The organism is Pelomonas baiyunensis, from assembly GCF_043555935.1.
In the GTDB taxonomy this organism is placed as follows: Bacteria; Pseudomonadota; Gammaproteobacteria; order Burkholderiales; family Burkholderiaceae_C; genus Pelomonas; species Pelomonas baiyunensis.
Genome location: NZ_JBIGIB010000002.1, coordinates 227,394 through 249,952 on the forward strand (window position 1 = coordinate 227,394; position 22,559 = coordinate 249,952).

The 22,559-nt window shown below is 66.2% G+C and carries 20 protein-coding genes; 7 read left to right on the forward strand and 13 right to left on the reverse strand.

Annotated features, from left to right (window positions below; all coding sequences use genetic code 11):
* A complete protein-coding gene (locus tag ACG01O_RS07395) occupies window positions 1-951 on the forward strand; it encodes a polysaccharide deacetylase family protein (protein ID WP_394384190.1) in 951 nt (316 codons plus the stop codon).
* Between the two features lie 49 nt (window positions 952-1,000).
* On the opposite strand, the gene ACG01O_RS07400 is transcribed toward ACG01O_RS07395, so the two are convergent.
* The 5 genes from ACG01O_RS07400 to ACG01O_RS07420 form a co-directional block, all read right to left on the reverse strand.
* Window positions 1,001-2,485 (reverse strand): asparagine synthetase B family protein, encoded by a 1,485-nt coding sequence (locus ACG01O_RS07400; RefSeq protein ID WP_394383043.1) that lies wholly within the window; start codon window positions 2,483-2,485, stop codon window positions 1,001-1,003.
* A 206-nt stretch (window positions 2,486-2,691) separates the two neighbouring features.
* Complete coding sequence (locus ACG01O_RS07405; RefSeq protein ID WP_394383046.1) at window positions 2,692-4,884, reverse strand: GNAT family N-acetyltransferase; 2,193 nt, start codon at window positions 4,882-4,884, stop codon at window positions 2,692-2,694.
* A complete protein-coding gene (locus ACG01O_RS07410; protein ID WP_394383049.1) occupies window positions 4,881-5,828 on the reverse strand; it encodes a glycosyltransferase family 2 protein in 948 nt (315 codons plus the stop codon). Before ACG01O_RS07410 ends, ACG01O_RS07405 begins: the two co-directional genes overlap by 4 nt.
* Window positions 5,825-7,234, reverse strand: a complete 1,410-nt coding sequence (locus tag ACG01O_RS07415) for a lipopolysaccharide biosynthesis protein (protein WP_394383052.1) — start codon at window positions 7,232-7,234, stop codon at window positions 5,825-5,827. The genes ACG01O_RS07410 and ACG01O_RS07415 overlap by 4 nt, the downstream gene beginning before the upstream one ends.
* A 172-nt stretch (window positions 7,235-7,406) precedes the next feature.
* A complete protein-coding gene (locus ACG01O_RS07420; RefSeq protein WP_394383056.1) occupies window positions 7,407-8,384 on the reverse strand; it encodes a glycosyltransferase family 2 protein in 978 nt (325 codons plus the stop codon).
* Window positions 8,385-8,703: 319 nt separating this feature from the next.
* On the opposite strand from ACG01O_RS07420, the gene ACG01O_RS07425 reads away from it, so the two are divergent.
* From ACG01O_RS07425 to ACG01O_RS07435, 3 genes are read left to right on the forward strand one after another with little or no spacing between them, the layout of a single operon-like run.
* On the forward strand, window positions 8,704-9,741 hold the full coding sequence (locus tag ACG01O_RS07425; RefSeq protein ID WP_394383059.1) for an NAD-dependent epimerase/dehydratase family protein: 1,038 nt from the start codon (window positions 8,704-8,706) through the stop codon (window positions 9,739-9,741).
* Window positions 9,742-9,782: 41 nt separating this feature from the next.
* Window positions 9,783-11,144 (forward strand): GMC family oxidoreductase, encoded by a 1,362-nt coding sequence (locus ACG01O_RS07430; RefSeq protein ID WP_394383062.1) that lies wholly within the window; start codon window positions 9,783-9,785, stop codon window positions 11,142-11,144.
* Between the two features lie 19 nt (window positions 11,145-11,163).
* On the forward strand, window positions 11,164-12,276 hold the full coding sequence (locus ACG01O_RS07435; protein ID WP_394383065.1) for a glycosyltransferase family 4 protein: 1,113 nt from the start codon (window positions 11,164-11,166) through the stop codon (window positions 12,274-12,276).
* Between the two features lie 14 nt (window positions 12,277-12,290).
* On the opposite strand, the gene ACG01O_RS07440 is transcribed toward ACG01O_RS07435, so the two are convergent.
* The 5 genes from ACG01O_RS07440 to ACG01O_RS07460 are packed head-to-tail and all read right to left on the reverse strand — an operon-like array spanning window position 12,291 to window position 15,856.
* A complete protein-coding gene (locus tag ACG01O_RS07440) occupies window positions 12,291-13,205 on the reverse strand; it encodes a glycosyltransferase family 2 protein (protein ID WP_394383068.1) in 915 nt (304 codons plus the stop codon).
* Between the two features lie 9 nt (window positions 13,206-13,214).
* Window positions 13,215-13,922 carry a tetratricopeptide repeat protein gene (locus ACG01O_RS07445; protein ID WP_394383071.1) on the reverse strand — a complete coding sequence of 236 codons (708 nt, stop codon included), beginning with the start codon at window positions 13,920-13,922 and terminating at the stop codon, window positions 13,215-13,217.
* Between the two features lie 13 nt (window positions 13,923-13,935).
* On the reverse strand, window positions 13,936-14,784 hold the full coding sequence (locus ACG01O_RS07450; RefSeq protein WP_394383074.1) for a hydrolase 1, exosortase A system-associated: 849 nt from the start codon (window positions 14,782-14,784) through the stop codon (window positions 13,936-13,938).
* On the reverse strand, window positions 14,781-15,602 hold the full coding sequence (locus ACG01O_RS07455; RefSeq protein ID WP_394383077.1) for a hydrolase 2, exosortase A system-associated: 822 nt from the start codon (window positions 15,600-15,602) through the stop codon (window positions 14,781-14,783). The genes ACG01O_RS07450 and ACG01O_RS07455 overlap by 4 nt, the downstream gene beginning before the upstream one ends.
* Window positions 15,599-15,856 (reverse strand): acyl carrier protein, encoded by a 258-nt coding sequence (locus tag ACG01O_RS07460; RefSeq protein WP_394383078.1) that lies wholly within the window; start codon window positions 15,854-15,856, stop codon window positions 15,599-15,601. Before ACG01O_RS07460 ends, ACG01O_RS07455 begins: the two co-directional genes overlap by 4 nt.
* A gap of 123 nt (window positions 15,857-15,979) precedes the next feature.
* Here ACG01O_RS07460 and ACG01O_RS07465 point away from each other — a divergent pair, with 123 nt between their 5' ends.
* Window positions 15,980-17,569: an acyl-CoA ligase (AMP-forming), exosortase A system-associated gene (locus tag ACG01O_RS07465; RefSeq protein ID WP_394383081.1), complete on the forward strand. Its 1,590-nt coding sequence runs from the start codon at window positions 15,980-15,982 to the stop codon at window positions 17,567-17,569.
* On the forward strand, window positions 17,566-18,828 hold the full coding sequence (locus ACG01O_RS07470) for a pyridoxal-dependent decarboxylase, exosortase A system-associated (RefSeq protein WP_394383085.1): 1,263 nt from the start codon (window positions 17,566-17,568) through the stop codon (window positions 18,826-18,828). The genes ACG01O_RS07465 and ACG01O_RS07470 overlap by 4 nt, the downstream gene beginning before the upstream one ends.
* Window position 18,829: 1 nt before the next feature.
* On the opposite strand, the gene ACG01O_RS07475 is transcribed toward ACG01O_RS07470, so the two are convergent.
* From ACG01O_RS07475 to ACG01O_RS07485, 3 genes are read right to left on the reverse strand one after another with little or no spacing between them, the layout of a single operon-like run.
* Window positions 18,830-19,579, reverse strand: coding sequence for an arginyltransferase (locus ACG01O_RS07475; RefSeq protein ID WP_394383088.1), 750 nt, complete (start codon window positions 19,577-19,579; stop codon window positions 18,830-18,832).
* Window positions 19,576-20,307 carry a leucyl/phenylalanyl-tRNA--protein transferase gene (locus ACG01O_RS07480; protein ID WP_394383091.1) on the reverse strand — a complete coding sequence of 244 codons (732 nt, stop codon included), beginning with the start codon at window positions 20,305-20,307 and terminating at the stop codon, window positions 19,576-19,578. Before ACG01O_RS07480 ends, ACG01O_RS07475 begins: the two co-directional genes overlap by 4 nt.
* Window positions 20,307-22,109 (reverse strand): methyl-accepting chemotaxis protein, encoded by a 1,803-nt coding sequence (locus ACG01O_RS07485; protein WP_394383094.1) that lies wholly within the window; start codon window positions 22,107-22,109, stop codon window positions 20,307-20,309. Before ACG01O_RS07485 ends, ACG01O_RS07480 begins: the two co-directional genes overlap by 1 nt.
* A 50-nt stretch (window positions 22,110-22,159) precedes the next feature.
* Between ACG01O_RS07485 and ACG01O_RS07490 the strand changes: the two genes are divergently transcribed.
* On the forward strand, window positions 22,160-22,522 hold the full coding sequence (locus ACG01O_RS07490) for an arsenate reductase (protein ID WP_394383097.1): 363 nt from the start codon (window positions 22,160-22,162) through the stop codon (window positions 22,520-22,522).
* The last annotated feature ends 37 nt before the right edge of the window (window positions 22,523-22,559 follow it).

A 22,559-nucleotide genomic window follows, 5' to 3' on the forward strand; every position in this document is an offset into this window, starting at 1 on the left:
ATGTTTCAGTTGCTGTCGCCGGCGGGGCCCCGTGCGCGGCTCACCGTGTTGATTTTTCATCGCGTGCTGTCGGTCCCCGATCCGCTATTTCCGGATGAGATGGATGCCGCGCGGTTCGATGCGCTGTTGGGTTGGGTGAAGCGCTGGTTCCGGGTGTTGCCGCTGGATGAGGCGATCGCACGCTTGAACGATGGCACGTTGCCGGCGCGGGCTGCCGCATTGAGCTTCGACGATGGCTACAAAGACAACCACGACGTGGCCTTGCCCTTGTTGCGGCAGCATGGCCTACCTTGCAGCTTCTTTGTGGCCACGGGGTTCCTGGATGGCGGCCGCATGTGGAACGACACGCTGATCGAAGCGGTCCGGCATGCGGCGTCAGACACGCTGGATTTGCGCGGTTTGGTCGATGCCGAAGGGCACGACTTGGGGCAGGTCGATTTGGGCCCGCAAGGCACCCGGCGTGAGGCGCTGCATGCGTTGATCGAACGGGTGAAGTACTTGGCACCCGAGCCCCGGCAACGTTGTGTCGACACGGCAGCGCAGCGTGCCGGTGTGGCGCCGGCGAACGATTTGATGATGTCCAGCGATGACGTCCGGCGCTTGCACGCGGCCGGCATGCAAGTGGGGGCGCACACGGTGACGCATCCCATCTTGGCGACGTTGGACGCGCGTGGCGCCGCCGATGAAATCGAGCGCAGCCGGGATGTTTTGCAATCGCTGCTGGGGGCCCCGGTGCGTCTCTTTGCCTACCCGAACGGCAAGCCTGGCACTGACTTTTTGCCCGACGTGCATCCGGCCCTGGTGCGGGAACTGGGCTTTGCTGCGGCCGTGACCACGCGGTGGGCGGCCGCTCGGCGCGGTGACGATGTCTTCCAGATTCCTCGCTTCACGCCGTGGGACCGTTCGCCAGCCAAGTTTGCGTTGCGTCTGGCGCGCAACCTCATGCACTGAGGTTTTGGGGCGCTTGGGAGCGGGGCGGGTGGGGCGCTCAGCCCTCGCGTCAGCTGACGCGGTAGTTGGGCGCGTGGCGGCGCAGCCATTGCTCCAGCATCATCAAGATCCAGACCATCTCGCCGTAGTAGCCCGCATGCTCTTTCAAGCGCTGCGTCAGCAGGCTCTCGACGAATTCCGCCCGCACGATGCCGCGAGCGACGACGCCGCGAAGTGACTCCGCAGCCAGTGCATTCAGCGCCGCGTCCTTGACGGCCCATGGGCCGAAGGGCAGCCCGAAGCCGTGCTTCTTCTTGGTCAGGATCTCGTCGGGCAGGAAGCCGCGCAGCGCCTCCTTGAAGAACCAGCGCAGCTTCAGGCCCTTGAGCTTGTAACTCGTGGGCAGCTTGAGAGAGAAGTCCAGCAGCCGGGTGTCCAGCAGCGGGAAGCCCACGTCGATCCCGGCCAGCGCGGTCGTACCGACGACCTTGGGCAAGTCGTTCTCCGCCAAGGTGTAGCGCCAATCGAAAGCCAGCATCTGGTTCACGAGGCTGGCTTCTTTCGGGCCCGCCGCCCAGGTTTGCCGCTGGTGCTCGCGAGGCCCATGAGGGTCGACTGACGCAAGAAATGCCGGGGTCAGCACGTCCGTCATGCCGAGGCGATCCAGCAGGTTGTAGCTCTGCATGCGGTCGGGCATGGGCACCCGGGCCTGGCGGATGTAGCTGGTGCCCTTCTTCAGCAACGGGATGTTGCCCGTGACCGGATTCATGAACAGCGGATTGAGCACGCCCGCGCGGAGTGGCGTGGGAATCTGGCTGTAAACATGGAAGACGCGCTCTTTGGCGTAGCGGGTGTTGCCGCCGAACAGCTCGTCACCTCCGTCGCCGGCCAGCAGCCGGGTGTAGCCGTCGGCCTTGGCCTTGCTGGCGCAGTAGAAGGCGGGCACCGCGGACGAGTTGCCGAATGGCTGGTCGTAATGCGCAGCCACGTTGGGAATGGCCTTCACCAAGTCGGCAGGCGTCACGTAGTACTCATGATGCTCCGCACCGTACGCCTTGGCGGCGATGCGTGCGTACTCCATCTCGTCATAGCCTTCGGCTTCAAATCCGATGGAGTAGCCCGCTGGCCGCTGGCCGGTCGCTTCGCCGAGCAGGCCGCAGACGGTTGAACTGTCTGTGCCGCCGCTCAGGAAGCAAGCTGTCGCCCCATTTGCGTCAAGGCGGTCTTTCACGGCGTCGCGCAGGATGCTCCTGAATTCATCGCGAAGGTCGCCAAAGTCCGGTTGAGCCAGTTCTTCGAAGCGCGGTTGCCAATACGGTGCGACCGTCAGCGCGCCATCGCGGAACAGCGCGTAATGCGCTGGAGGCAGGCGAAAGATGCCCGCATAGATGGTGCGTGGAGAAGGAATGCAGTGATGGAAGAGATAGCTGAAGATCGATTGCGGGTCGATCTCCTGGATGCCCAGGGCGCGCGCCAGGACGTCCGCGCGAGTGGCGAAATGAAGCTGGCCATCGCGCACGGCGTAGCAAAGGCTGCGGATGGCCAATCGATCCACGGCCAGGTAGCGCCCACCGTCGGGAAGGTGAAGTGCGACAGCAAATTCGCCGCTCGCTTGCGCGGCACATGCCGCACCCTGCGCCGCAAAGGCAGCTTGCCAGTCCTGAAGCGGCTCAACCGATGGTGCACCTGGCCGCAGGGCGGCGGTGGCGAAAGGGGTGTCGTGCGGCAAGTCGCGATCGTGCATAGGAGGTCGCAAGAGCATCAAGCAGTCGAATTGTCAGGGGGAAGGCTGCGTTGGGAGACCGTGCTCCGCAGGCGCCTCCAGGCGTTGCCGATGGCCTGCCTGCCCAACCCGTAGAGGCCGCGAAGGGTGGCCGGGTCGTAGGCAATCAGCCCGAACCGCTCGCGGCGGTGGCTCATCCAGGTCTTCTTGTAGGCGTCGTCACCGATGAGGTAGTCCACCTCCGTGACCTGGTCGCGGTCGATGGCCTGCTCCAGCAGCAGCGCCGTCACGAGCGTGCCAGGTGCGATGTGCTTGAAGTTCTCGTCGTAGGCGACCTTGTAAATGTGCGCTCGCGAACCGTTCACGATCCACAACTGCGCTGCGATGGGCTGATCGCCAATCCACGCGATCCCCAGGCGCAGCCAGCCGCGGCGGGCGCAGAGCCGAATGAGGCCCGGAATGAACTCCGGGTAGGGTTCCGGCACCTTCCAGCTGGCGCCGTAGACGGCCTCGTAGGCAGCAATGCCCCGGTCCACATCCGCTGCATCCTGAATGATTTCCAACCGCCCGCCGGGTTCAGCGGCGAGCCGCTTGGTCATCCGTTTGATGGTACTGCGCAGTTGGCCTGAGCGATGCTTCAGGTAGTCCGCCCAGTCGCTGTTGACTTGCAAATACCAGTTTCCGAAGGCGAAGTACTCGTGCGCTTGCAACCCAGCCAATCGGAGTGCGTCGCGGAGCAGTCCGAACTCTTTGGCGGTCGGATCCATCGGCCAAAACCGGTAGGCGTAGGCGCGATGCTGACGGCGCAACGCCACCAACAGAGGCATCAAATCCTCTGCAGAGAGATCCGCGGCCAGCGTCGGTGAGTACAGCGTGGTGTAGTAGTTGGCCAGGGCACCAATCTCGATGCCCGTGCCGCTGTCTTGCACGCCCACGGGCAGCACCGCGAGTGCGCGTCCTTGGCGGCGCAGCACATAAAGAACCACGTGGCTCTCGCCACGAAACACCGTGTCAGCAAGCAGGCCAAACCAGTCCGCACCAAACTCCACGTAGGCGTCTTCTTGCCGCCGCAGCAACGCGCGGGCGTCGTCGGGCAGGTCGCGCGGGTGCTTGAAGGTTTCTACGATCGATCCGCTGCGCTCCACCATGAAGTCTGTGTCGATGTGCCGTGGTTTCTTCTTGGCTCGCCAGATCCGAGTGCTGCGCCGAAGCGCCGCGAACAACACCGGCAGACCGGTGTGGCGGTAAAAGCTGACGTGGTGGATCCACCGTTGGGAGGTGGACCACGCCAGCAGGTCTGCCTCAGCGTTTGTGTAGAACTCGACCACGCCGCCGGGGATACGGCTGAACAGGTCTTCCAGGGTTTTGAGCAACAAAATGCGCCCAGGGGCGAAGCGCTCGAACTGTTCGTCAAAGGCTGTTTTCAGCATCACGGCCATGTCGCCGCGCAGCAGCAACAAGCGTGATGCGAGCAGAACATCGCCCAGCCACAATTCATACACCAAGGCTTGGTCTCGTGCAGCAAATCGGCTCAACACATCGACGTAAAACTGACCTTGGGGCGTGCCCGCTTGGACGGCCGTACCTTCGCGCCCCTTCCAGCCCCGGCCTTCGAGCTCGGCGTAACGGGCCACGGCTGCAGGCATGTCGGCGGCAGTCGTGATGACGCGCAGCCCATTGATGGGCGATTCGTTTTGCAGGCGTCGAAGGTAGCGACGCATGTTCTGGATCAGCTTGCGCGGGCGCTGTGCCCAGTAGTCATCAAATGAACCGCGCAAGTTGACGTTCATCGTCAGCGAGTGCGGCAGGCTGCGCTTGGGCGGGTCACCGGCCAGACTGCGGAAGTCGACAAATCGACCGTCGTTGCAGAGCAGATCCAGCTCACTCGCATAACCCGGCAACTGGGCGAACAGCCCTGTGACGTCACCATCCGGCGGTATCAGCGCAAGTCCGATTTGCGCTTGTGATGGCAAAAACGTGGCCCACACCCCGAGCCCACGGGCATGAGCGTTCAGCACCACCATCGCGGCCACCTGGCCGTCTCGCGTGCCGATCGCCAGTTGAACGCCAGGTGGGGCGAAGTGGCGGAGCATCGGTTCGACGAACTGGCTGTCCAGCATCGCGTGGCCAGCCATCAACTGCTGGTTCAGACGATCCCAAGCCTCGCGGTGGCGGCCCAGGCCGTCGCTGGGCGGCAGGCGCTCCAGATGCCAGCTCAGACTTGCGCTCATCGCGCATCGTCTCCCAGGAAATGGGCGCCCGGCGTCGCGCAAAGCTGCGCGTGACGCCGGATGCGCGGCAACTCGCTCAGCACGCGTCCCGTCGCCCAGATCGCCGCCACGAAGTCCTGCAGGTCGTGGTCGTTCAGCAGGTTGCCGAAAGGCCGCACCAGGCCGTCGGCGATGAGCCGCATCAATTGACCGGACAGGCGCCCGTCGGGTCTCTTCATGTCGATCAGCAGGCCGGACCGCGCGCGTTCGCAGCGACCTCGCGTGACCTGCCACCAGCTTTGCGGTGGTCGCGGCGACTTGGCGCGAAGGTGGACGATCCTCGAGGCCGGCAGCAAGGCCGTGCGATGGCCGTGGAAAGCAAAACGGGCGATCAGGTCGTCGTCTTCACCGTACATGAAGTACAGCGGGTCGAATCCGCCGACATTCGTCCACACCCGACTTCTCAGCATCCAAGCCGCGGCGTTGATGCCGTGGATGGGGTAGTAGGGTTGGACTTGACCGATGCAGGCGTCGGACAGATAGCGAGACGCGTATCGCTGCAGGTAGCCGCGCTGGGTTTGCGGGTCCACCTGACTCAGGTCCGGGCTGCAGTGCAAAGGGGTAACGATGTCGAAAGCGGGCTCGGCGGCGAGGAACGCCACCATGTCGCCGATGGCGTCCGGCGTCACGTAGGCATCCTGATTGAGCAGGAATACCGCGTCAGCCCGCTCGTTCAGTGCGTGCCGAATGCCGAGGTTGTTGCCGCGCCCGAAGCCGAGGTTGGCGCCGGTTTCGAGCAACACGGCTTCAGGAAACTCCCGGCGCACGATCTCGGCGGTTTGATCGGTGGACGCGTTGTCGACCACGACCGCGGTACACGGGTGTCGGCTTTCCCGCAAGGACTGCAACGCGCCGCGGATCCAGGCAGCGCCATTGAAGGTGACGATGACGACGAAGACGTTCATGACGATGTGGCTGCGCCCGCGCGTCGACGCAACATCGCGAGCAGTTCCGAGTACAGGGGGTGCCTCACCAAACGCAGCCCTGCCAGCCACAGAACGCAGGTCAGTGCAGCGCAGCCAAGCCAGGCTGGAAGGGGCAAGGCTTGGCCGGGCTGGCGCAATGCGTGACCCAGCAAGGCCGATGGCAGCAGGCACCCAGCTGCCAGGACGCCACTGCGCAGCAGTTCGCGAGCGAGCGTCTGAAAATCAGTAGGCAGGTGCCGGTGCTTGAATGCGTAGAAGTACGGGATGGCCACGACGGCCATGGCCAAGAACGCAAGGGCCAACGCGGTGAGGTCGCGCCACCACCACAGCGCCCCGACCAGCACCAGCGCCTTGACGGGTTGGATGATCAAGTCGGCCAGAGCCACCCGCTTGGCGTGCCCAGCTGCCAGCATGACCGTCGGAACGAGACTGTTCAGGACGCTGACCGCGCCTGCAATGCAGTAGATGGGCACCAGCGGCGCGGAGGCGTCCCATTGCGAGCCGAACATCAGCCGCAACACCTCGAGTGAGAACAGGGCGACGAACCCATAAAAAGGCCACGCCACGGCGCTGACCGCGGCCAGGCTCTGCACATGGCGCGCCTCCAGGTGACTGCCTTCGCGATGGGCCTGAGCGAAGGCAGGGTAGGCCACGGAGCGCACGGTGCCCATGATGTCCCGAGCAAACAGATTCATCAGCCCCTGGGCGCGGCTCGCAATGGCCACTTGGCTGAAGTCCAAGAGCTTGCCGACGGCCAAGTCGTTGATGTCCATCGAGGCCGACGTGACAACATTGGCCGCAGTGACGGGCCCGCCAAAGCCCAAGATCGCGCGCCAGTGCCGAAATTGGGGGCGGGACAGCCGGCCCCACGCTCCGGCCAGGCTCACGCCCAGTGCCATGGTGATGCTGCTGGCAATTTCACCGCAGGCCAGGCTCACGGCGCCCGCCCCGGCCCAGGCCAGCCCCAAGGTCGTGCAGCAGCTGAGGGTGGCTGCACTCACGTTGATCTTCATCAACGCGTCAAAGCGCATATCCCGCCGCAGCAAGGCGATCGAAATGGAGTTGAACGGCAGGACCAGAAAATTGATCGCGATCACGCGGATGATGTCCACCAAGCGTGGTTCGCTGTAGAACTCCGCGATGGTCGGGGCTGCGCCGAAGATCAAGGCGAACAGCAGTGTGCCCAACAGCAAGGACACGCCCAGCGCGCTGCCCACCTCCTCACGGGTCAGGTCCTTCTTTTGAATCAGGTAGCTGGCCAATCCGAAGTCGCGGATCACCTGCGCCATGCTGATCAAGGCCATGGAGACGGAGTACAGGCCAACCTCGTGTGGCGTCAGCAGCCGCGCCAGCAGGGTGAACGACACCAGCTGCAGCCCGATCATGAGGTAGCGCTCAAGGAATGCGAATCCGAGCGATCTCCGGACCGTCGTCACGTCTCAGTGCTCCGGCAGTCCGACGGGCGCGGCGCCTCGGTGCGATCGCAAGCGTCGCTGCGCTGCAGCGAAGGCGCACGGGCATTCCGAGCCAACAAGGCCACCGGCAGGCGGACCATGTTCAGTACACATCCTTGCGCTTTTGAGAGCGCGCTTTGACCCACGCTGGGTAGGCCGATGGACGCAAACGAGAGATCCAACGGCTCGCCACCGTGCCCCAGCCGCGCCAGATGCGCAGTTCGCGCAAGAACCGGCTATCGGGCGATTCGCCTCGCAAGGGGGCGACGAGCCACACCAGGCAGTCTTGAACGATCTGCCGGTACAGCCACAACGGCACCCAGCCAAGATGACGAATGCCCGGCTGCATGTCTTGCCATGGTGAGATGCCGGCCTTCAGCGACCAGCGGCGGAAATAGCGCCGCGTGAGCAGTTGGGGGTCGACCGGCGCCCGAACCACCCAGTCCGGTTCGTAGGTTACGTACACGCCGCGTTTCATGCAGCGCTGGCCGAACTCGTAATCCATGTGGCGAAAGTGCGCCTCGGAGAAGCCTCCCACCTGATCAAACAGGCCCACGCGCGCAGCCATGTTGGAGCCGGCCGGGGCGTAGGTTGAATCGGGCGGATCGAGCCTCCTGTCGCCCAGGTCCACCCCGGCCAGGATCGCCGCCATGTTGCGGTGAAACCATGCAGGCGGCCCGGCGGGGGGCCAATCGAGCAGCGTCTTGCCGCCGATCAACATCACGTGCGGGTCCTGGAAGAAACCGGCAGCCTGTTGGCACCAGCGGGGCGGGAACAGGATGTCGTCGTCAGAAAACAGCAGCAGTTCGCAGCCCAACGACCGAGCGAAGTCGATGCCGCTGTTCAAGGCGAACTGCTTGCCTTGCCGCCCCTCGAACCGGTAGTGCAGTTGGCCCACAGGCCAGTCGCTGCGCGCCGCCTCGACGACGGCACGGGTGTCGTCATTCGAGTTGTTGTCCATGACGATGAAGCTCACGGCCGTCGAGCCATCGATCTGCTGGCCTCGGAGCGAATCGAGCGTCACCCGCAGGCTTGCAGCGCGATTCCAGGTGCAGAGGATGACGGCAATGTGCAGGGGCATCGGCGGACAGTTCACGATCTCGGGACACCACGCCGTCGCAAAGCGCGGAAGGCGTCGGGATCGGGGTGCTAAGGCGTGGGCGGCATGGGGGGCCGTGCCCGACGTGGAGGGCGCAGCAGTGTAGTCTGCGCACCGAGGGCGCCCTGACTGGGGCTCCCCCATGATTGAGCAGGCCGTCACACAGAAGTTGGGCGTGGTGCCGCCGATATGATCGCCGCCGCCCCAGCGGCGCGGCGATACCGCGGTCTTCGCCGCTCCCCGCGGTACCCGGGGTGGCGCCAGTGGGCGCTGATCGCTCTGCCTCTGTTCGAGACCTCCCATGACCTCCTTGACCGTCCGCCCGACACGTTGCCTGATCACCGGGGCGACTGGATTCATCGGCTCGCGCCTGTGCGAGCGCCTGGATGGCGCAGGCCAGCAGGGTTATGTTGCGATGGCGCGATCAGCCGAGACTGCAGCGCGCGAGCGTGCGAAGGGGCGTGCAGCGGTTGCAGCAGACTTGCTGGTGCCCAGCCAGGTTGCGGCAGCCTTGCAGGGGTGCGATGCCGTCGTGCACCTGGCGCATGGCGATCGGGGCCCGGAGGCGACGCGTCGGCTGGTGGACGCAGCCGTGGCCCAGAAGGTGCGGCGCTTCGTGCACATCAGCACCATGTCGGTCCATGGGCCTGCGCCAGGCCTTGAGGCCGCACGCGAAGACACGGCACGGATCGGTCGCTACGGCAATGACTATTCAGACTCGAAGGCTGAACAAGAAGAAATCGTTCAGGCCGCCATCGACCGGGGAGATCTGCCGGCTGTGATCCTGCGCCCCACCGTGGTGTACGGCCACGGGGGGCATTTCGAGCACCAAGTGATTCGTCAAGCGCTGGCGGGCGAAGTGACACTGTTTGACGGCGGGCAGGGCGTCTGCAATGCGGTGTATGTGGACGATGTCTGTGCCGCCATCGACGCAGCCCTGGTTCGTGATGAGGCCCTCGGTCAAGCCATGTTCATCAATGGCGACGATGCGGTGAGTTGGGGCGAGTTCATTCGGCGGTTTGCCGGGCTTGTCGAACCCGCCCCCCGCTTCACCGACTTGTCCTCGGACCAAGCCCGTCGCTATTGGGCGGAGCATCCGCCCGAGCCCGTTGGTGGGCTGCCAACCCGGGTTCTGCGCAAGCTCAAGCGTTTGGCGGGTTGGCAGCCGCCCGTGGCGCCCTGGCCGCCGTTGGGGCGTGTGTTGCGTGAGACGTTCCCGATCACGTTCACCAATGACAAGGCCAAGCATTTGCTCGGCTGGACGCCAAAGGTGGATTTCGAACAGGGTTTCGGCCTGACACGGGATTGGCTGCGCGCCCATGGGCACTTGGCGCGATGAAACCTCGCGCGGTCATCGTCGGTGCTGGGCTGGGCGGCTGCATGCTTGCCCATGCGCTGCTGGCGTCACACGACGTGGTCATGGTGGAGCGTGGGGCGGACGCACTGGACCCGCGTTTTCCTGTTCTGGATACTGGCCTGTCCGCCGGACCTGACCCACATTTCGGTGGTGGGCTGGGTGGATCGACCCAGCTGTGGCACAACGGGCTGATCGAGATTGACGACGAAATCTTTGATGCCCACTGGCCTTTCGCCAAGGCCGAGCTGGCTCCGTACTACGACCAAGCCTTTCCGCTGTTGGCTGGCACTTCACTGACGCAGGTCGCCCGCGGCATCGCCGACCTGCGTCAGCGCTATCGTTCCCTCGGATTGCCGGAAGGCTTGCTGCAAGGCCTCTACTACCCGCGTTGGCCCCGCAACCTGTGGACCTCGCTGGATCTGGCGGGGCGCGTCACGCTCGTGGCCGGTGATGTGCTCGACTTCGAGCTTGACGGTTCCGGGCAGATTGCAGCCATGCAGGTGCAGGTTGGGGAGGAGCGGCAAACCGTTCGCGGCGATGTGTTCGTGCTGGCGGCCGGTGGGTTGGGGTCCCCCGTGCTGTTGCAGCGGTTGGCGCAGCGGGCACCGCTGCCCGGGTTGGTTCACGCGGGCGCCCACTACGAGGACCATCCCATGGGCTTCGTGGGCGAAGTTGAAGTGACGGTGCCGTTGTACCGACTCTGGAATTTTCACGTGCCCGGGACAGACGGGAACCTGAGACTGCCGTTGGTGGTCAAGCGAGACGGGCTGCACGTGTCGTTCCAGCTGCGGCCGGCGGCAACCTACCACCGCGCCAGCCGGCGCGAGCGCGTCGGCAGCGTGCTGAACCTGCTGCGCCGCAACCCGTGGAACCCGCTCAACTACGTGCAGCTGTTCAAGCACTGGGACGATGTGCTCGACATCCTATCGTTCAAGTTCGGCATTCGCCTGCCCACGCGCCATTACACGCTGCTGATGTGCGCCCAAATGCCGACCTCGCCCGAACTGTCGGTGTGGCTTCGTCCCGCAGAGGGCGAAGCGCCCGCGGTGCGCGTGCGCCACTGGGTTCTGACAGATGCCTTCCGGCGCGTGCTGGACGCTTCGGTGGAGGATGTGCTGGCTTGGCTGAAGCCCGTGACCCGGCGGGCGCGGGTGTTCGCCGACTGGCAGTCCGGATTGCGCAGCGCCGCGCACCACTCGGGCACGGCGCGGATGTCGGTCGGGCCGGAGGCCGGCGTGTGCAACCCCGAGTGTCGAGTCCATGGGCTGGACAATTTGTATGTGTGTGATGGTTCGGTGATCCCCTCCAGCGGGATTGCCAACACCGGCCTCACCATTGCAGCGCTGGCGCTGCGTCTGGCTGCGCATTTGCGGCAGCGGCACTGAATCTGGAAAGTCGTCACGCATGACCCTGCACGTTGGAATGGTTGCTCGCACGCTCAACGTGCCCCACTTGCGGGGCACCGGGCGGTACGTGCAAGAGGTGTTGCGCAACGTGCGCCCGCAGGACGACATCTCCTGGACGGTGTACGGCCACAACCCCGCCGTGCCGTTTCGTGTGCCCGAGCCGCTGCAGGGCCACTCGGAGGTGTTTGATTTCCGTGGCGATCGGTTCCAGTTGTGGGAGCAACTGGGCCTGCCTCTGCGATTGCGCGGCACGGATGTGCAGCTGCTGCACTGCGCCGAGAACACGGCACCGATCTGGCAGCCTGTGCCGACGATCGTGACCATTCACGACACCGTGCCCTGGGAGGAACCGACCCAAGGGTTGACTCACCACTACCTGCACCATGTGCAGAACATCGCGCTGCGGCGATGCGCAGCGGTCATCACGATCAGCGAGTCGTCCCGGCGTGACATCGCCGCTCGCTGGCCCTTTTTGGCCGATCGGTTGACCATCATTCCGCATGGCATTGCTGATGAGTTTTTCAGCGACACCCGCGCGCCACTGCCCGACACCGTGACGTCCGCGCTGGCCGGTGCACCTTACCTGCTGTATCTCGGCGGCGCCCAGAAGCGCAAGCGTTTTGACTGGGCGCTGGAACTGCTTGCCCGTTGCGGCGGAGAAGACCTGCACCTTGTCGGTTGCGGGTTCGGCGCGGGCACGCAGCCGCTGGATGCCATTCCACCAGCGTTGCGCGGACGGGTGCACTTCACGCCATTTCTTCAAGACGCAGAGCTGGTGACTCTCTATCGTGGGGCCGCCGCGGCGATCTACCCGACCCTGTACGAAGGGTTCGGTTTCCCGGCGGTCGAGGCTCAGGCGGCTGGCACGCCGGTGCTGTTCAGTCCGGTCAGCAGCTTGGTTGACCTGGTGGGGCCGCTGGCCTGGACCAACGCGCCGCTCGACTTCGAGGCGTGGCTGGCGTCCCTGCAGCAGATCTTGCAACTGCCTGCGCACGCACGCGCAGAGCGCGCCGAACAGGCGCGGGCGTGGGTTCGTCAGTTTTCATGGCGTCGCAGCGCGGAGCGGCATCTGGAGGTGTACCGCGACGTGCTGGCAAAGGCCAGCCGGTAGCGCCGTGTCAGCGTTCAGCGCTTTGGAATCCAGCGGCGCACCAGTGACTTGGCGCATTTGCTGAGCGTCGCGCCCCGCTGCGGGCCACGGGCCAGCAGGCCAGCGAACGTCTTCAGCCCCAGACCGAGGTCGCCCTTGGCGCAATGAGCGTCGGCGAAGTTGCACCACCCGCGATGTTGGAAGCGGCGCAGTGCGACCGGGTCGACATCGTGGCCCGGCGGCGAGCTCATCCCAAAGCGCTGAATCAATTCCGCCCGCATCAGTTCCGTCGTGTTCGTGGCCGGTATGCGCCGGGACAGCGACACCGGGTGCTGGCGATACAGCACGAACGATTCCGCCAGCCTCACAAAGCGGTGCTGTGTGCTCGCCCGGACCAAGTACTCCCAATCGTCTGTCTGCTGGTTGTTCGTAAGGAAACCGCCCAGTTGATCCCAGGCGGATCGGCGCCACAGCACAGATGACGGCAGCGCGTGGTTGTCCAGGATCAGCTTGGGGTAGATCCATCCTGACAAGGTTTCGTCGACCCGGCCGGCCCGCGCCGAAGCTGCAAAGTCGGGGCGTGCCTCGCCATGCCAGACCTCGAAGCCCGTGTAGCAAAAGTCGTGATCCGGCCGTTGCTGTAGGGCATGCAGTTGGAGCCGCAGCTTTTCGGGGTGCCAGATGTCGTCAGCATCCAGCAGGGCGACGAATTCCGAGTCAACCTCGGCCATGCCGCGATTGCGCGAGCGCGACATGCCCCGGTTGTCCTGCGAGATGACCCGAACGCGGGCATCGCTGGACGCCGCCCGTGCGGCCGTCGCATCTTTGGACCCATCGTCGATGATGGTGAGCTGAAAGTCTCCGGCCGTTTGATTCAGCACCGACTGCACGGTCTCGCCGATGAATGATTCGGCGTTGTAGGCCGGAACCACGATGTTGACGCGGGGCATGGGCTCGGTTCAGCGGGAGGGTTGCGAAGCGGCGTCGTCCGGCGCAGACCCTGCCTTGGCATCGGGCTCAACCCAACGCCCGACCGCCGTCAGACGCTCGCGCAACTCGGGCCGTGTCATGCCCAGGGCCATGACCTTGTGGGCCTGGATCAGGGCCTTGTCGTAGTTCTTCATGTCGACGAACAACATGCCGGCATTGAAGAGCGTGAGCGGGTTGTCGTCGGCTTGCGCCACCACGTAGTCCAAAAACTTGTTGGCTTCGTCCAATCGGTCGCGACGGATGAGGAAGCTCACGTAGAGCATCCGGAACACGTGGTCGTCCGGCGTGTAAGCCATGCCACGGGCGTAGTAGCAATCGATCGTCATGTCCGCGCCACGTGGCGGGTCCGATCGTTCCAGTGAGCTCAGGCGCTCCATCACCAAAATCGCCCGATGATGGTTCGGGAACACGGCGAGCGTGTAGCCGATGTCGTGACCGAACTCGCCGGTGGCCCGTTTGGTCAGGGTCTGAACGCCTCGGGGGAAGTGGGCGTTCTCGACCAGTGCGCGGCGGGATTCATGCGCGGTGCGGTAATCGAACGGGCCGTACAAGTTGTTGATCTCGCCGCAGCCTGCGGGCGGGGGGGCCGCGCGCTGGGCCAAGGCTGCACTGGCCCCCGTCAGCAGACTCAGTGCGGCGAGGAGCCGAACGATGGGAGCGTAGAAACCCGTTTTCATATGGCGTGTGGGTTCAGCAAGAGGATTTCAACCATGCCAAGCAGAGGCGGCTCTGCTCGGCTTGATCCGCCAGGGTCGAAAAGGTGTGGTCGGCGGTCTGCAGTTCGTTCAACGTGAGCGTCGGGCCCGTCAACAGACCCGTCCAAGCCGTCGAGGCCTCGGCATGCAGGCGAAATTCGCGCGCAGTGTAGTCATCACCGCTCAGCACCAGCAGCACCGGCCCTGCAAAGCTGCGCAAACCGTCCGCCATGCGGTCTTGATAGCTGCGCGGCCCGCTCTGGCTGGTGCGTGCACCGCGGGCCAACTTCAGATTCCGCGTCAACGTCGTCAGGGCTTTCATGCCCACGCCGCCCTTGAGCAGCTTGAGCCAGAACGCCTTTTCGCGCAGGCGGCGCCAGTAGTAGTGCTTGACGTGCGTTTGCGCCAGGGTGGCGGCGGAGCGCACCCAGGGGTTGAGCAGGGCCACGCCGGCGACGCGGGCGTCGTGCGTGGCATCCAAGTACAGCAAGGCAGCGGAAGCCGCATCGCACAGCCCCCACAGCACCACCCGGCGCAAGCCGGGGCGGGCGGCCAACAGTGCGTCGATGGCGCAGCGGATGTCGGCATCCACCCCAAGGAAGTCGCGCGCTTCGCCGGGGCTGTCGCCCATGCTGCGGTAGTCGAAGCGCAGCGCTGGGTAGCCCTGCTGGGCGAGGTCGCGCGCCAGCAGGGTGAACTGCCGGTGGCTGCCCACCCGGTACTGCGGCCCGCCGACGATGATGAGAACGCCCACCTCGGCCGACGGCACCTCGGCAGCGGGTTCGGCCAGGATGCCGACGAGCGACTCGCCTTCGCAGTCGAAGCGCAGCACCGACTCTTTCATGCCAGTGCCTCCACGGTGCGGGTGATCAGCTCTGGGGCGGTCTCGATTTCGCTGCTGGCCCAAAAGCCTGGGCCCTGAACCAGGTGGGTGCGAACGTTCCAGCCCGCCGTGCGCCATTGCTGCACGGCTTGCTCGCTGACGGGGCTGAGCGTGGCGTCGTCGCGGGTGCTGAGCTCCAGCCATTCCACGCGCCCGGTGGCGCCGGTCGGCTGCAGTCGGGCGGCCTCCAGGCCGCTGGCGAGCGCTGCGCTCAACGCGTAGCCGGCGATCTCGACCGGCCGGCCAGCGGCGAGTTCGGCCTTGAGTTGGTCCATCAGCCCTTTGCTGTTGCCCGAGGCCATTTCGGCCGCCAGCTTCAAGCGCAGGAACTGCTGCAGCGCAAGCTTGCCGCTGGTCATGGGTTGCCAGAGCAGGAGGTTCACCGCGCGGCCCCAATCGCCGCAGGCCAGCAGAGCGCCGGCGCGCAGGCCCCAGATCCAGATGGGCAGATGTGGCTGATGCGGCAGGGCAGCAGTGCGGGCGTCCAGGCAGTCCAGCGCGCGCCGGACGTCGTCTTGCCAGTCCGCCCACAAGGCGTCGCCGAAGTCGGCGGACGAGTCGCCGCAGCCGCGCAGGTCGACCTGCAGCACCGCGTAGCCGGCGTCGGCCAAGGCGCGGCAGGTCAGGGCGACCATGCGGCGCGACTTGTTCATCTCCTCGGCGAACGGGTGCAGGTACAGCACCCGGCCGCGCGGGGTGCCGGCTGGGCTGTGAAACACACACAGCCGCTGCTCGCCGCCCGGGGCGGGCAGGAAAAAGATGTCGGGCTGGGGGGTCAACCCAGGCGAGCCGACACGAAGTCGGCCAGCGAGCCCACGGTGGCGAAGGTGTCGCCGTCGATGTCGTCGTCGTCGACCACCAGCCCCAGCTGTTCCTCCAGCGCGGTGATCAGGCTGACCACGGCCATCGAGTCCAGCTCGGGCAGGGCCCCCAACAGCGCGGTGTCGCGCGTGAAGGTTTGGCTGCGGCCGTCCAGGCTGAGCACGTCGTCGAGAAGTCTCAGCACGTGGCCGAGCACCTGATCCTTGTCCATGGGCAAGCGTCCAAAAAAGCAGCCGCGCAGTTTAGCGGGCTGCCCCCTTGGCCCCGGGGAGGCGCCCCCTTGGGATCGGGGGCGCGTGAGATACTTTTTTCGACTTTGGACCCTGCCCATTCCATGCCTGAATCCACGCTGCTTCATGAGTTGGTGGCTGTTGCCGCCGAGCGCACGCCGGAGGCGCCTGCGCTGACCTATGGCGCGGCAACGCTGAGTTACGGTGAGCTGGACACCGCCGTGCGCGGCTTGGCCAGCGGCCTGGTGGAGCTGGGCCTGGCGCGCGGCGAGCGTGTGGCGATCTACCTGGAGAAGCGCTTCGAGACGGTGGTGACGAGCTTCGGCGCGCCGGCTGCGGGCGCAGTGTTCGTGCCGTTGAATCCGCTTTTGAAGCCGGACCAGGTCGGGTTCATCCTGCGCGACTGCGACGTGCGCGTGCTCGTCACCTCGCCGGAGCGCCTCGCGCAGTTGGGCGAGGTGTTGGCCCAGTGCCCCGCGCTGCGTCATGTGGTGCTGACTCACGGGGCTGGAACGGCGCACGTGCCGGTGCACGACTGGGCGCAGTTGCTGGCCACACCCGGCCGTGCGGGCCACCGGGTCATCGACACGGACATGACGGCCATCCTTTACACCTCCGGCTCCACTGGGCGGCCCAAGGGGGTGGTGCTGTCGCATCGCAACATGGTGGCTGGTGGCAAGAGCGTGGCCACCTACTTGGAAAACCGCGCGAGCGACACCTTGCTGGCGGCGTTGCCGCTGTCGTTCGACGCGGGCTTCAGCCAGCTGACGACTGCGTTCCACACGGGCGCCCGCGTCGTGCTGCTGAACTACCTGCTGCCCAAGGACGTGCTCAAGGCGATGGAGCGTGAAAAGGTGACCGGCCTGACCGCCGTGCCGCCGCTGTACATCCAGCTCACGCAACTGGAATGGCCCGCCGCCATCGACGCGAACCTGCGTTACTTTGCCAACACCGGCGGGCGCATGCCGCGGGCGACCCTGGATCTGCTGCGCGCCAAGGCGCCGTCGGCCAAGCCTTTCCTGATGTACGGCCTGACTGAGGCCTTCCGCTCCACCTACCTGCCGCCTGAGGAGGTGGACCGCCGGCCGGACTCCATCGGCAAGGCGATTCCGAACGCCGAAATTTTGGTGCTGCGCGAAGACGGCACCGAGTGCGCGCCCGACGAGCCCGGCGAGCTGGTGCACCGGGGCGCGCTGGTGGGCCTGGGTTACTGGAATGACGCCGAAAAGACCGCCGAGCGCTACAAGCCACTGCCCGTGGGCGTGGGCGGGCGTGAAGGCGGCTTGCAGCTGCCGGAGTTCGCGGTGTTCTCGGGCGACACGGTGAAGCGCGATGCCGAGGGCTTTTTGTACTTCGTGGGGCGCCGCGACGAGATGATGAAAACCTCGGGCTACCGGGTCAGCCCGACCGAGGTGGAAGAGGTGCTGTACGCCACCGGTTTGGTTGGCGAGTGCGTGGCTTTCGGCGTCTACCACGACGCTTTGGGCCAGGCCATCCAGGTCATTGCCACGCCCCCCGAGGGCGCGGCCGAGCTGAACCTGGCCGCGCTGACCGCCGCGTGCAAGGCGCGCATGCCGGCTTACATGGTGCCGCACGGCATCGAGGTGCGCAGCGGTCCGCTGCCCCGCAACCCCAACGGCAAGATCGACCGCAAGACGCTGTCGACCGACTGGCTTGAACGTCACCCCGCATGAGCGAAACCCTGCCTGTGAAGCGTGTGCTGGAGCACGCGCCCGTCCTGTTTCCCCGTGATGCACGCGGTGAGTTGCTGGTGGGCGGCCAGCGCCTGTCGGTGTTGGCCGAGCGCGTGGGCCAGACGCCTTTCTATGCCTACGACCGCGCATTGCTGAAGGCCCGCGTGGCGGAGCTGCGGGCGGCGCTGCCGCAGGGCATCGAGCTGCACTACGCGATGAAGGCCAACCCGATGCCGGCGCTCGTGCAGTGGATGGCCGGGCTCGTGGACGGCATCGACGTGGCGTCTGCGGGTGAACTGCAGGTGGCGCTGAATGCCGGGGCCGACCCGCACGAGATCAGCTTTGCCGGGCCGGGCAAGCGCGACATCGAACTGGGCCAGGCCGTGGCGGCTGGCGTGCTGGTGAACGTGGAGACGGCGCGCGAGCTCAAGGTGCTGGCTGCCGCATCCCAGCGATTGGGATTGCCCGCGCGTGTGGCACTGCGCGTGAACCCGGATTTCGAGCTCAAGGGCTCGGGCATGCGCATGAGCGGCGGACCCAAGCAGTTCGGCATCGACGCGGAAACCGTGCCGGAGGTCTTGGCCCAGGTCGGCGCGCTGGCGGGCGAGGGCGTGGCCTTTGAAGGCTTTCACTTGTTCGCGGGCTCGCAAAACCTCAAGGCCGAAGCGATTTGCGAAGCCCAGCAGAAGAGCTACGAACTGGCCCTTCGCCTGGCCGAAGCCGCACCGGCGCCCGTCAAGTTCCTGAACCTGGGCGGTGGTTTCGGCATTCCGTACTTTCCGGGCGAGACGCGCCTGGATCTGGCGCCCATTGCCGACAACCTCGCCGCCCTGCAGACGCGTGCGAAGGCGGACCTGCCGCACGCCAAGCTGGTGATCGAACTCGGCCGCTACTTCGTGGGTGAGGCGGGTGTGTACGTCAGCCGCATCGTGGACCGCAAGCTGTCGCGCGGTCAGGTGTTTTTGGTGGCGGACGGCGGTCTGCACCACCACCTGTCGGCCTCGGGCAACTTCGGGCAGGTGCTGCGCAAGAACTACCCGGCCTCCATCGAGCCGCAAGGCCGCGTGGAGACGGCGACCGAGCCCGCCAGCGTGGTGGGGCCGCTGTGCACGCCGCTGGACCTGCTGGCCGACCGCATGGACATGGCCCGTGGGGGCATCGGCGATCTGGCCGTGGTGTACCAGAGCGGCGCCTACGGCCGCAGTGCCAGCCCCGAGGGCTTCCTGGGCCACCCGGCGTGCGTGGAAGTGCTGGTGTGAGTCAGGCCGGCGCGGCGTCTTCCCAGGCGCCGTTCTTCAGCACCTGGTGCGGCCGGAAACCAGCCTTGTAGGCCATCTTCGGGCTCTCTTCGATCCAGTAGCCCAGGTAGACGTGCGGCAGCTTGAGTTCGCGCGCCTGCTCGATCTGCCACAGCACGCCATAGGTGCCGAAGCTGGCCTCGAGGTCGGGGTCGTAGAAGGTGTAAACGGCGGACAGCCCGTCGCTCAGGATGTCCAGGATGGACACCATGCGCAGCGCGCCGGGGCCGGTTTCGCCTTCAGGCACGGGCTCGCGAAACTCCACCAGCCGTGAGTTGATGCGGCTTTGCAGCAGGAACTGCGTGTATTGGTCAACGCTGTCGTGGTCCATGCCGCCGCCGCTGTGTCGGCCGGCCTGGTAGCGCAGGTACAGGGCGTAGTGCTCGGGCGAATAGGCCAGGCGCATGACCTTGGCGTCCAGCTGTTGGTGCGCCTTCCAGGCGCGCCGTTGCGAGCGGGTGGGCACAAAGCGGTCCACCGGCACGCGCAGCGGAATGCAGGCGCGGCACTGGTCGCAGTAGGGGCGGTAGGTGAACAGGCCGCTGCGGCGGAATCCGGCCGCCACGAGGTTGGAATACGCGTCGGCGTGGATCAGGTGGCTGGGCGTCGCAACCTGCGAGCGCGCCTGCCGACCGGGCACATAGCTGCACGGGTAGGCGGCGGTGGCGTAGAACTGGATCTGCGCCAGGGGCAGTTCTTTGGGGTGCGTCACGTGGGGTCGAGGAGCCGATGCCAGTGGCCCGAATGATAGGTCCAGGGCCCGACCGGGCCGGCATCCACATGGGCGGCGAGGTGGGCCTCGAAGGCGTCGCGCGGCACTTCGGCGGCGCCGAGCGAGGCCAGATGCCGGGTGTTTTGCTGGCAGTCGATCCAGGGGATGTCGAAGCTCCGGCACAGGCAGATCAGCGCGCACAGCGCGATCTTGGACGCATCGGTGCGGCGCATGAACATGGACTCGCCGTAGAACATGCGCCCCAACTGCACGCCATAGAGGCCGCCCACCAGCTCGCCGTCCATCCAGGTTTCGATGCTGTGCATGGCCGGCCACGCGAGGTAGGCCGCCTGCAGGTCCGGCACGATCCAGGTGCCGTCCTGCCCCTCGCGCGGCGTGCTGGCACAGGCGCGCAGCACGGCGGCGCGGTCGTGGTCCACCCGGATCTCGCAGCCCGGGTTCTGCGCGAAGCGCTGCACCGTCTTGCGCAAAGACCGCGACAGCTTGAAGTTCGCGGTCTGCAGCACCATGCGCGGGTCCGGCGCCCACCACAGGGCCGGTTGCCCCGGGCTGTACCAGGGGAACACACCGCGCCGGTACGCCGCCTCCAGCCGCTCCGGCGTCAGCGTGCCGCCGGCAGCCAGCAGCCCCGGCGCGTCGGTGTCGGGCCCCAGCGCCCGGTACGAGGGCGGGAAGTCGAGGGTGGCGTCGTCCAGCCAGTCGATCATCAGCGGCTGATGCGGAAGGTGGCCACGATGTGCGACAGCTGGGCGGCCTGATCCTTCAGGCTCTCGGCAGCGGCGGCCGATTGCTCGACGAGCGCGGCGTTTTGCTGGGTCATCTGGTCCAGTTGCACGACGGCGGTGTTCACTTCGCTGATGCCGCGGCTTTGCTCGGCAGCGCCGGCGGTGATCTCGGCCACGATGGTCGTCACACGTTGCACGCTGTGCAGGATGTCTTGCATGGTGCGTGCGCTCTCGTCCACCAGCCGGCTGCCGTCGCTCACGCGCTCCACGCTGCTGCCGATGAGGGCCTTGATCTCCTTGGCGGCCTCAGCCGAGCGCTGCGCCAGCGCGCGCACCTCACCGGCCACCACGGCGAAGCCGCGCCCTTGTTCGCCCGCGCGGGCTGCTTCCACGGCCGCGTTCAACGCCAGGATGTTGGTCTGGAAGGCGATGCCGTCGATGGTGCCGATGATGTCGTTGATGCGGGCCGACGCAGCGCTGATCTGCTCCATGGTGGAGGCCACCTGCTGCGCCACCTCGCCGCCGCGCCGGGCCACGGTGGCGGTGCCGTTCGCATGGCCGTTGGCCTCCTGGGCCTGGTCGGCGCTGCGTTGCACCGTCTGGGTGATGTGCTGCATGGAGGACGCGGTTTCTTCCAGGCTCGCCGCCGCGCTTTCGGTGCGGCCACTCAGGTCTTGCGCCCCAGCTGCAATCTCGCGCGAAGCGACGGCAATGGACTCGGCGCTGTGCGCCACGCCGCGCATCACGGTCTCGATCTGCGACACGAACTGGTTGAACGCGCGGGCGATGTCGCTGAGTTCGTCTTCGCCGCGGTCGTTCAGGCGCTGGGTCAGGTCACCGCCGCCGGCACTGCCGATTTGCAGCATCGCGTCCTTCACCACCACCAGCCGGTGCAGCAGCGAGTTCACCACCCAGGTTGTCAGCAGCACCCCGCCCATCAGCAGCACCAACAGGGTGAGGCCGGCGTCCCGCAGCAGGGAGTTCAACGAGGCCAGGGCCTCGCCACGTTCGGCCGCCGTCACCAGCAGCCAGTCGGTGCCAGCCACCGGGGCGGCGCGCATGAAGAAGGCCTTGTCGGCGATCTGTGCTTCCACCAAGGTGTCCGCACCGGCCTCCAGCAACCGGGCCGCACTCAACTCGGCGGCCAGGTCGGTGATGGGCTTGAGCGTCAACTGGGTGTTGGGGTGGGCAATGATCTTGCCCTGCTTGTCGGCCAGGAAGGCGAAGCCCGATGGCGTGGGCTTGAGCTGGTTCACGGTGCCGACCACCTCGTCCAGCGTCACGTCCGAGCCCACCACGCCCTGCACCTCGCTGTTGTTGCGCACGGCGAACGCAAAGGTCACCACCAGCTTCTTGGACGACGCGGCGATGTAGGGCGCGGTCAGCACCGGCTCGTTGCTGCCGGACGCGAGCTTGTACCAAGTGCGCGAGGTGGGGTCGTAGTCGGCGGCGCGCTGGCGGTCGGGCACCGACACCATGCGCTTGTCGGCCCCGCCGACGTAAGCCAAATCCAGTGCACCCGAGGTCAGGCCTTGCTGCAGGGCGGGGCGCGGGTCTTCCGCAGCCAGGGCGGGCGCCAGGGCTTGCACCACGTGCTTCTGCGCCGTGGCCCAGGCGGCGATGCGGTCGGCCTGGGCTTGGCCGTTGGCACTCAGCTGGGTGGCGAGGTCGTGCAGGATGGTGCTGCGTGCTGCGCGGTAGCTGCTCAGCGTGGCCAGCAGCACCGACACCACCATCAGCCCCAGGCAAGCGGCCATCAGGCGCGCTTTGATCGTCTTCAGCATGGCATCTCCATCGGCGAGGGGGAGTCGAGGGCATGGTAGCTTCGCCACCCATGATCACCGTCTATGGCATACCCAACTGCGACACCGTAAAAAAAGCCCGCGTCTGGCTGGCTGAGCGGGGCCTGGAAGTCGCGTTTCATGACTTCAAAAAGCAAGGCGTGCCCGCCGACCTGCTGCCGGCCTGGCTTCAGGCGTTCGGGCGCGACAAGCTGGTCAACCGCGCCGGCACCACCTGGCGCAAGCTGGACGACGCGGTCAAGGCGGCGGCCACCGCCAGCGACGCCGGCGCCGTGGCGCTGATGCTGGCCGAGCCCAGCGTCATCAAGCGGCCCGTGGTGGCTTGGCCCGGTGGGCCGTGGACGCTCGGATTCAGTGCGGATGCGTTCGAGAAAAGTGCATCCAGCGCACCATAAACGTGCGTAGTGCCGCGCATTGGTGCGCGTTGCGCGC

Excerpts from the sequence above, each read along its gene's own strand:
- ACG01O_RS07395 (WP_394384190.1), top strand. The coding sequence starts at position 1 with ATGTTTCAGTTGCTGTCGCCGGCGGGGCCCCGTGCGCGGCTCACCGTG.
- ACG01O_RS07405 (WP_394383046.1), bottom strand. The coding sequence starts at position 4,884 with ATGAGCGCAAGTCTGAGCTGGCATCTGGAGCGCCTGCCGCCCAGCGAC.
- ACG01O_RS07410 (WP_394383049.1), bottom strand. The coding sequence starts at position 5,828 with ATGAACGTCTTCGTCGTCATCGTCACCTTCAATGGCGCTGCCTGGATC.
- ACG01O_RS07415 (WP_394383052.1), bottom strand. The coding sequence starts at position 7,234 with ATGATCGGGCTGCAGCTGGTGTCGTTCACCCTGCTGGCGCGGCTGCTG.
- ACG01O_RS07420 (WP_394383056.1), bottom strand. The coding sequence starts at position 8,384 with ATGCCCCTGCACATTGCCGTCATCCTCTGCACCTGGAATCGCGCTGCA.
- ACG01O_RS07425 (WP_394383059.1), top strand. The coding sequence starts at position 8,704 with ATGACCTCCTTGACCGTCCGCCCGACACGTTGCCTGATCACCGGGGCG.
- ACG01O_RS07430 (WP_394383062.1), top strand. The coding sequence starts at position 9,783 with ATGCTTGCCCATGCGCTGCTGGCGTCACACGACGTGGTCATGGTGGAG.
- ACG01O_RS07435 (WP_394383065.1), top strand. The coding sequence starts at position 11,164 with ATGACCCTGCACGTTGGAATGGTTGCTCGCACGCTCAACGTGCCCCAC.
- ACG01O_RS07440 (WP_394383068.1), bottom strand. The coding sequence starts at position 13,205 with ATGCCCCGCGTCAACATCGTGGTTCCGGCCTACAACGCCGAATCATTC.
- ACG01O_RS07445 (WP_394383071.1), bottom strand. The coding sequence starts at position 13,922 with ATGAAAACGGGTTTCTACGCTCCCATCGTTCGGCTCCTCGCCGCACTG.
- ACG01O_RS07450 (WP_394383074.1), bottom strand. The coding sequence starts at position 14,784 with ATGAAAGAGTCGGTGCTGCGCTTCGACTGCGAAGGCGAGTCGCTCGTC.
- ACG01O_RS07460 (WP_394383078.1), bottom strand. The coding sequence starts at position 15,856 with ATGGACAAGGATCAGGTGCTCGGCCACGTGCTGAGACTTCTCGACGAC.
- ACG01O_RS07465 (WP_394383081.1), top strand. The coding sequence starts at position 15,980 with ATGCCTGAATCCACGCTGCTTCATGAGTTGGTGGCTGTTGCCGCCGAG.
- ACG01O_RS07470 (WP_394383085.1), top strand. The coding sequence starts at position 17,566 with ATGAGCGAAACCCTGCCTGTGAAGCGTGTGCTGGAGCACGCGCCCGTC.
- ACG01O_RS07480 (WP_394383091.1), bottom strand. The coding sequence starts at position 20,307 with ATGATCGACTGGCTGGACGACGCCACCCTCGACTTCCCGCCCTCGTAC.
- ACG01O_RS07485 (WP_394383094.1), bottom strand. The coding sequence starts at position 22,109 with ATGCTGAAGACGATCAAAGCGCGCCTGATGGCCGCTTGCCTGGGGCTG.
- ACG01O_RS07490 (WP_394383097.1), top strand. The coding sequence starts at position 22,160 with ATGATCACCGTCTATGGCATACCCAACTGCGACACCGTAAAAAAAGCC.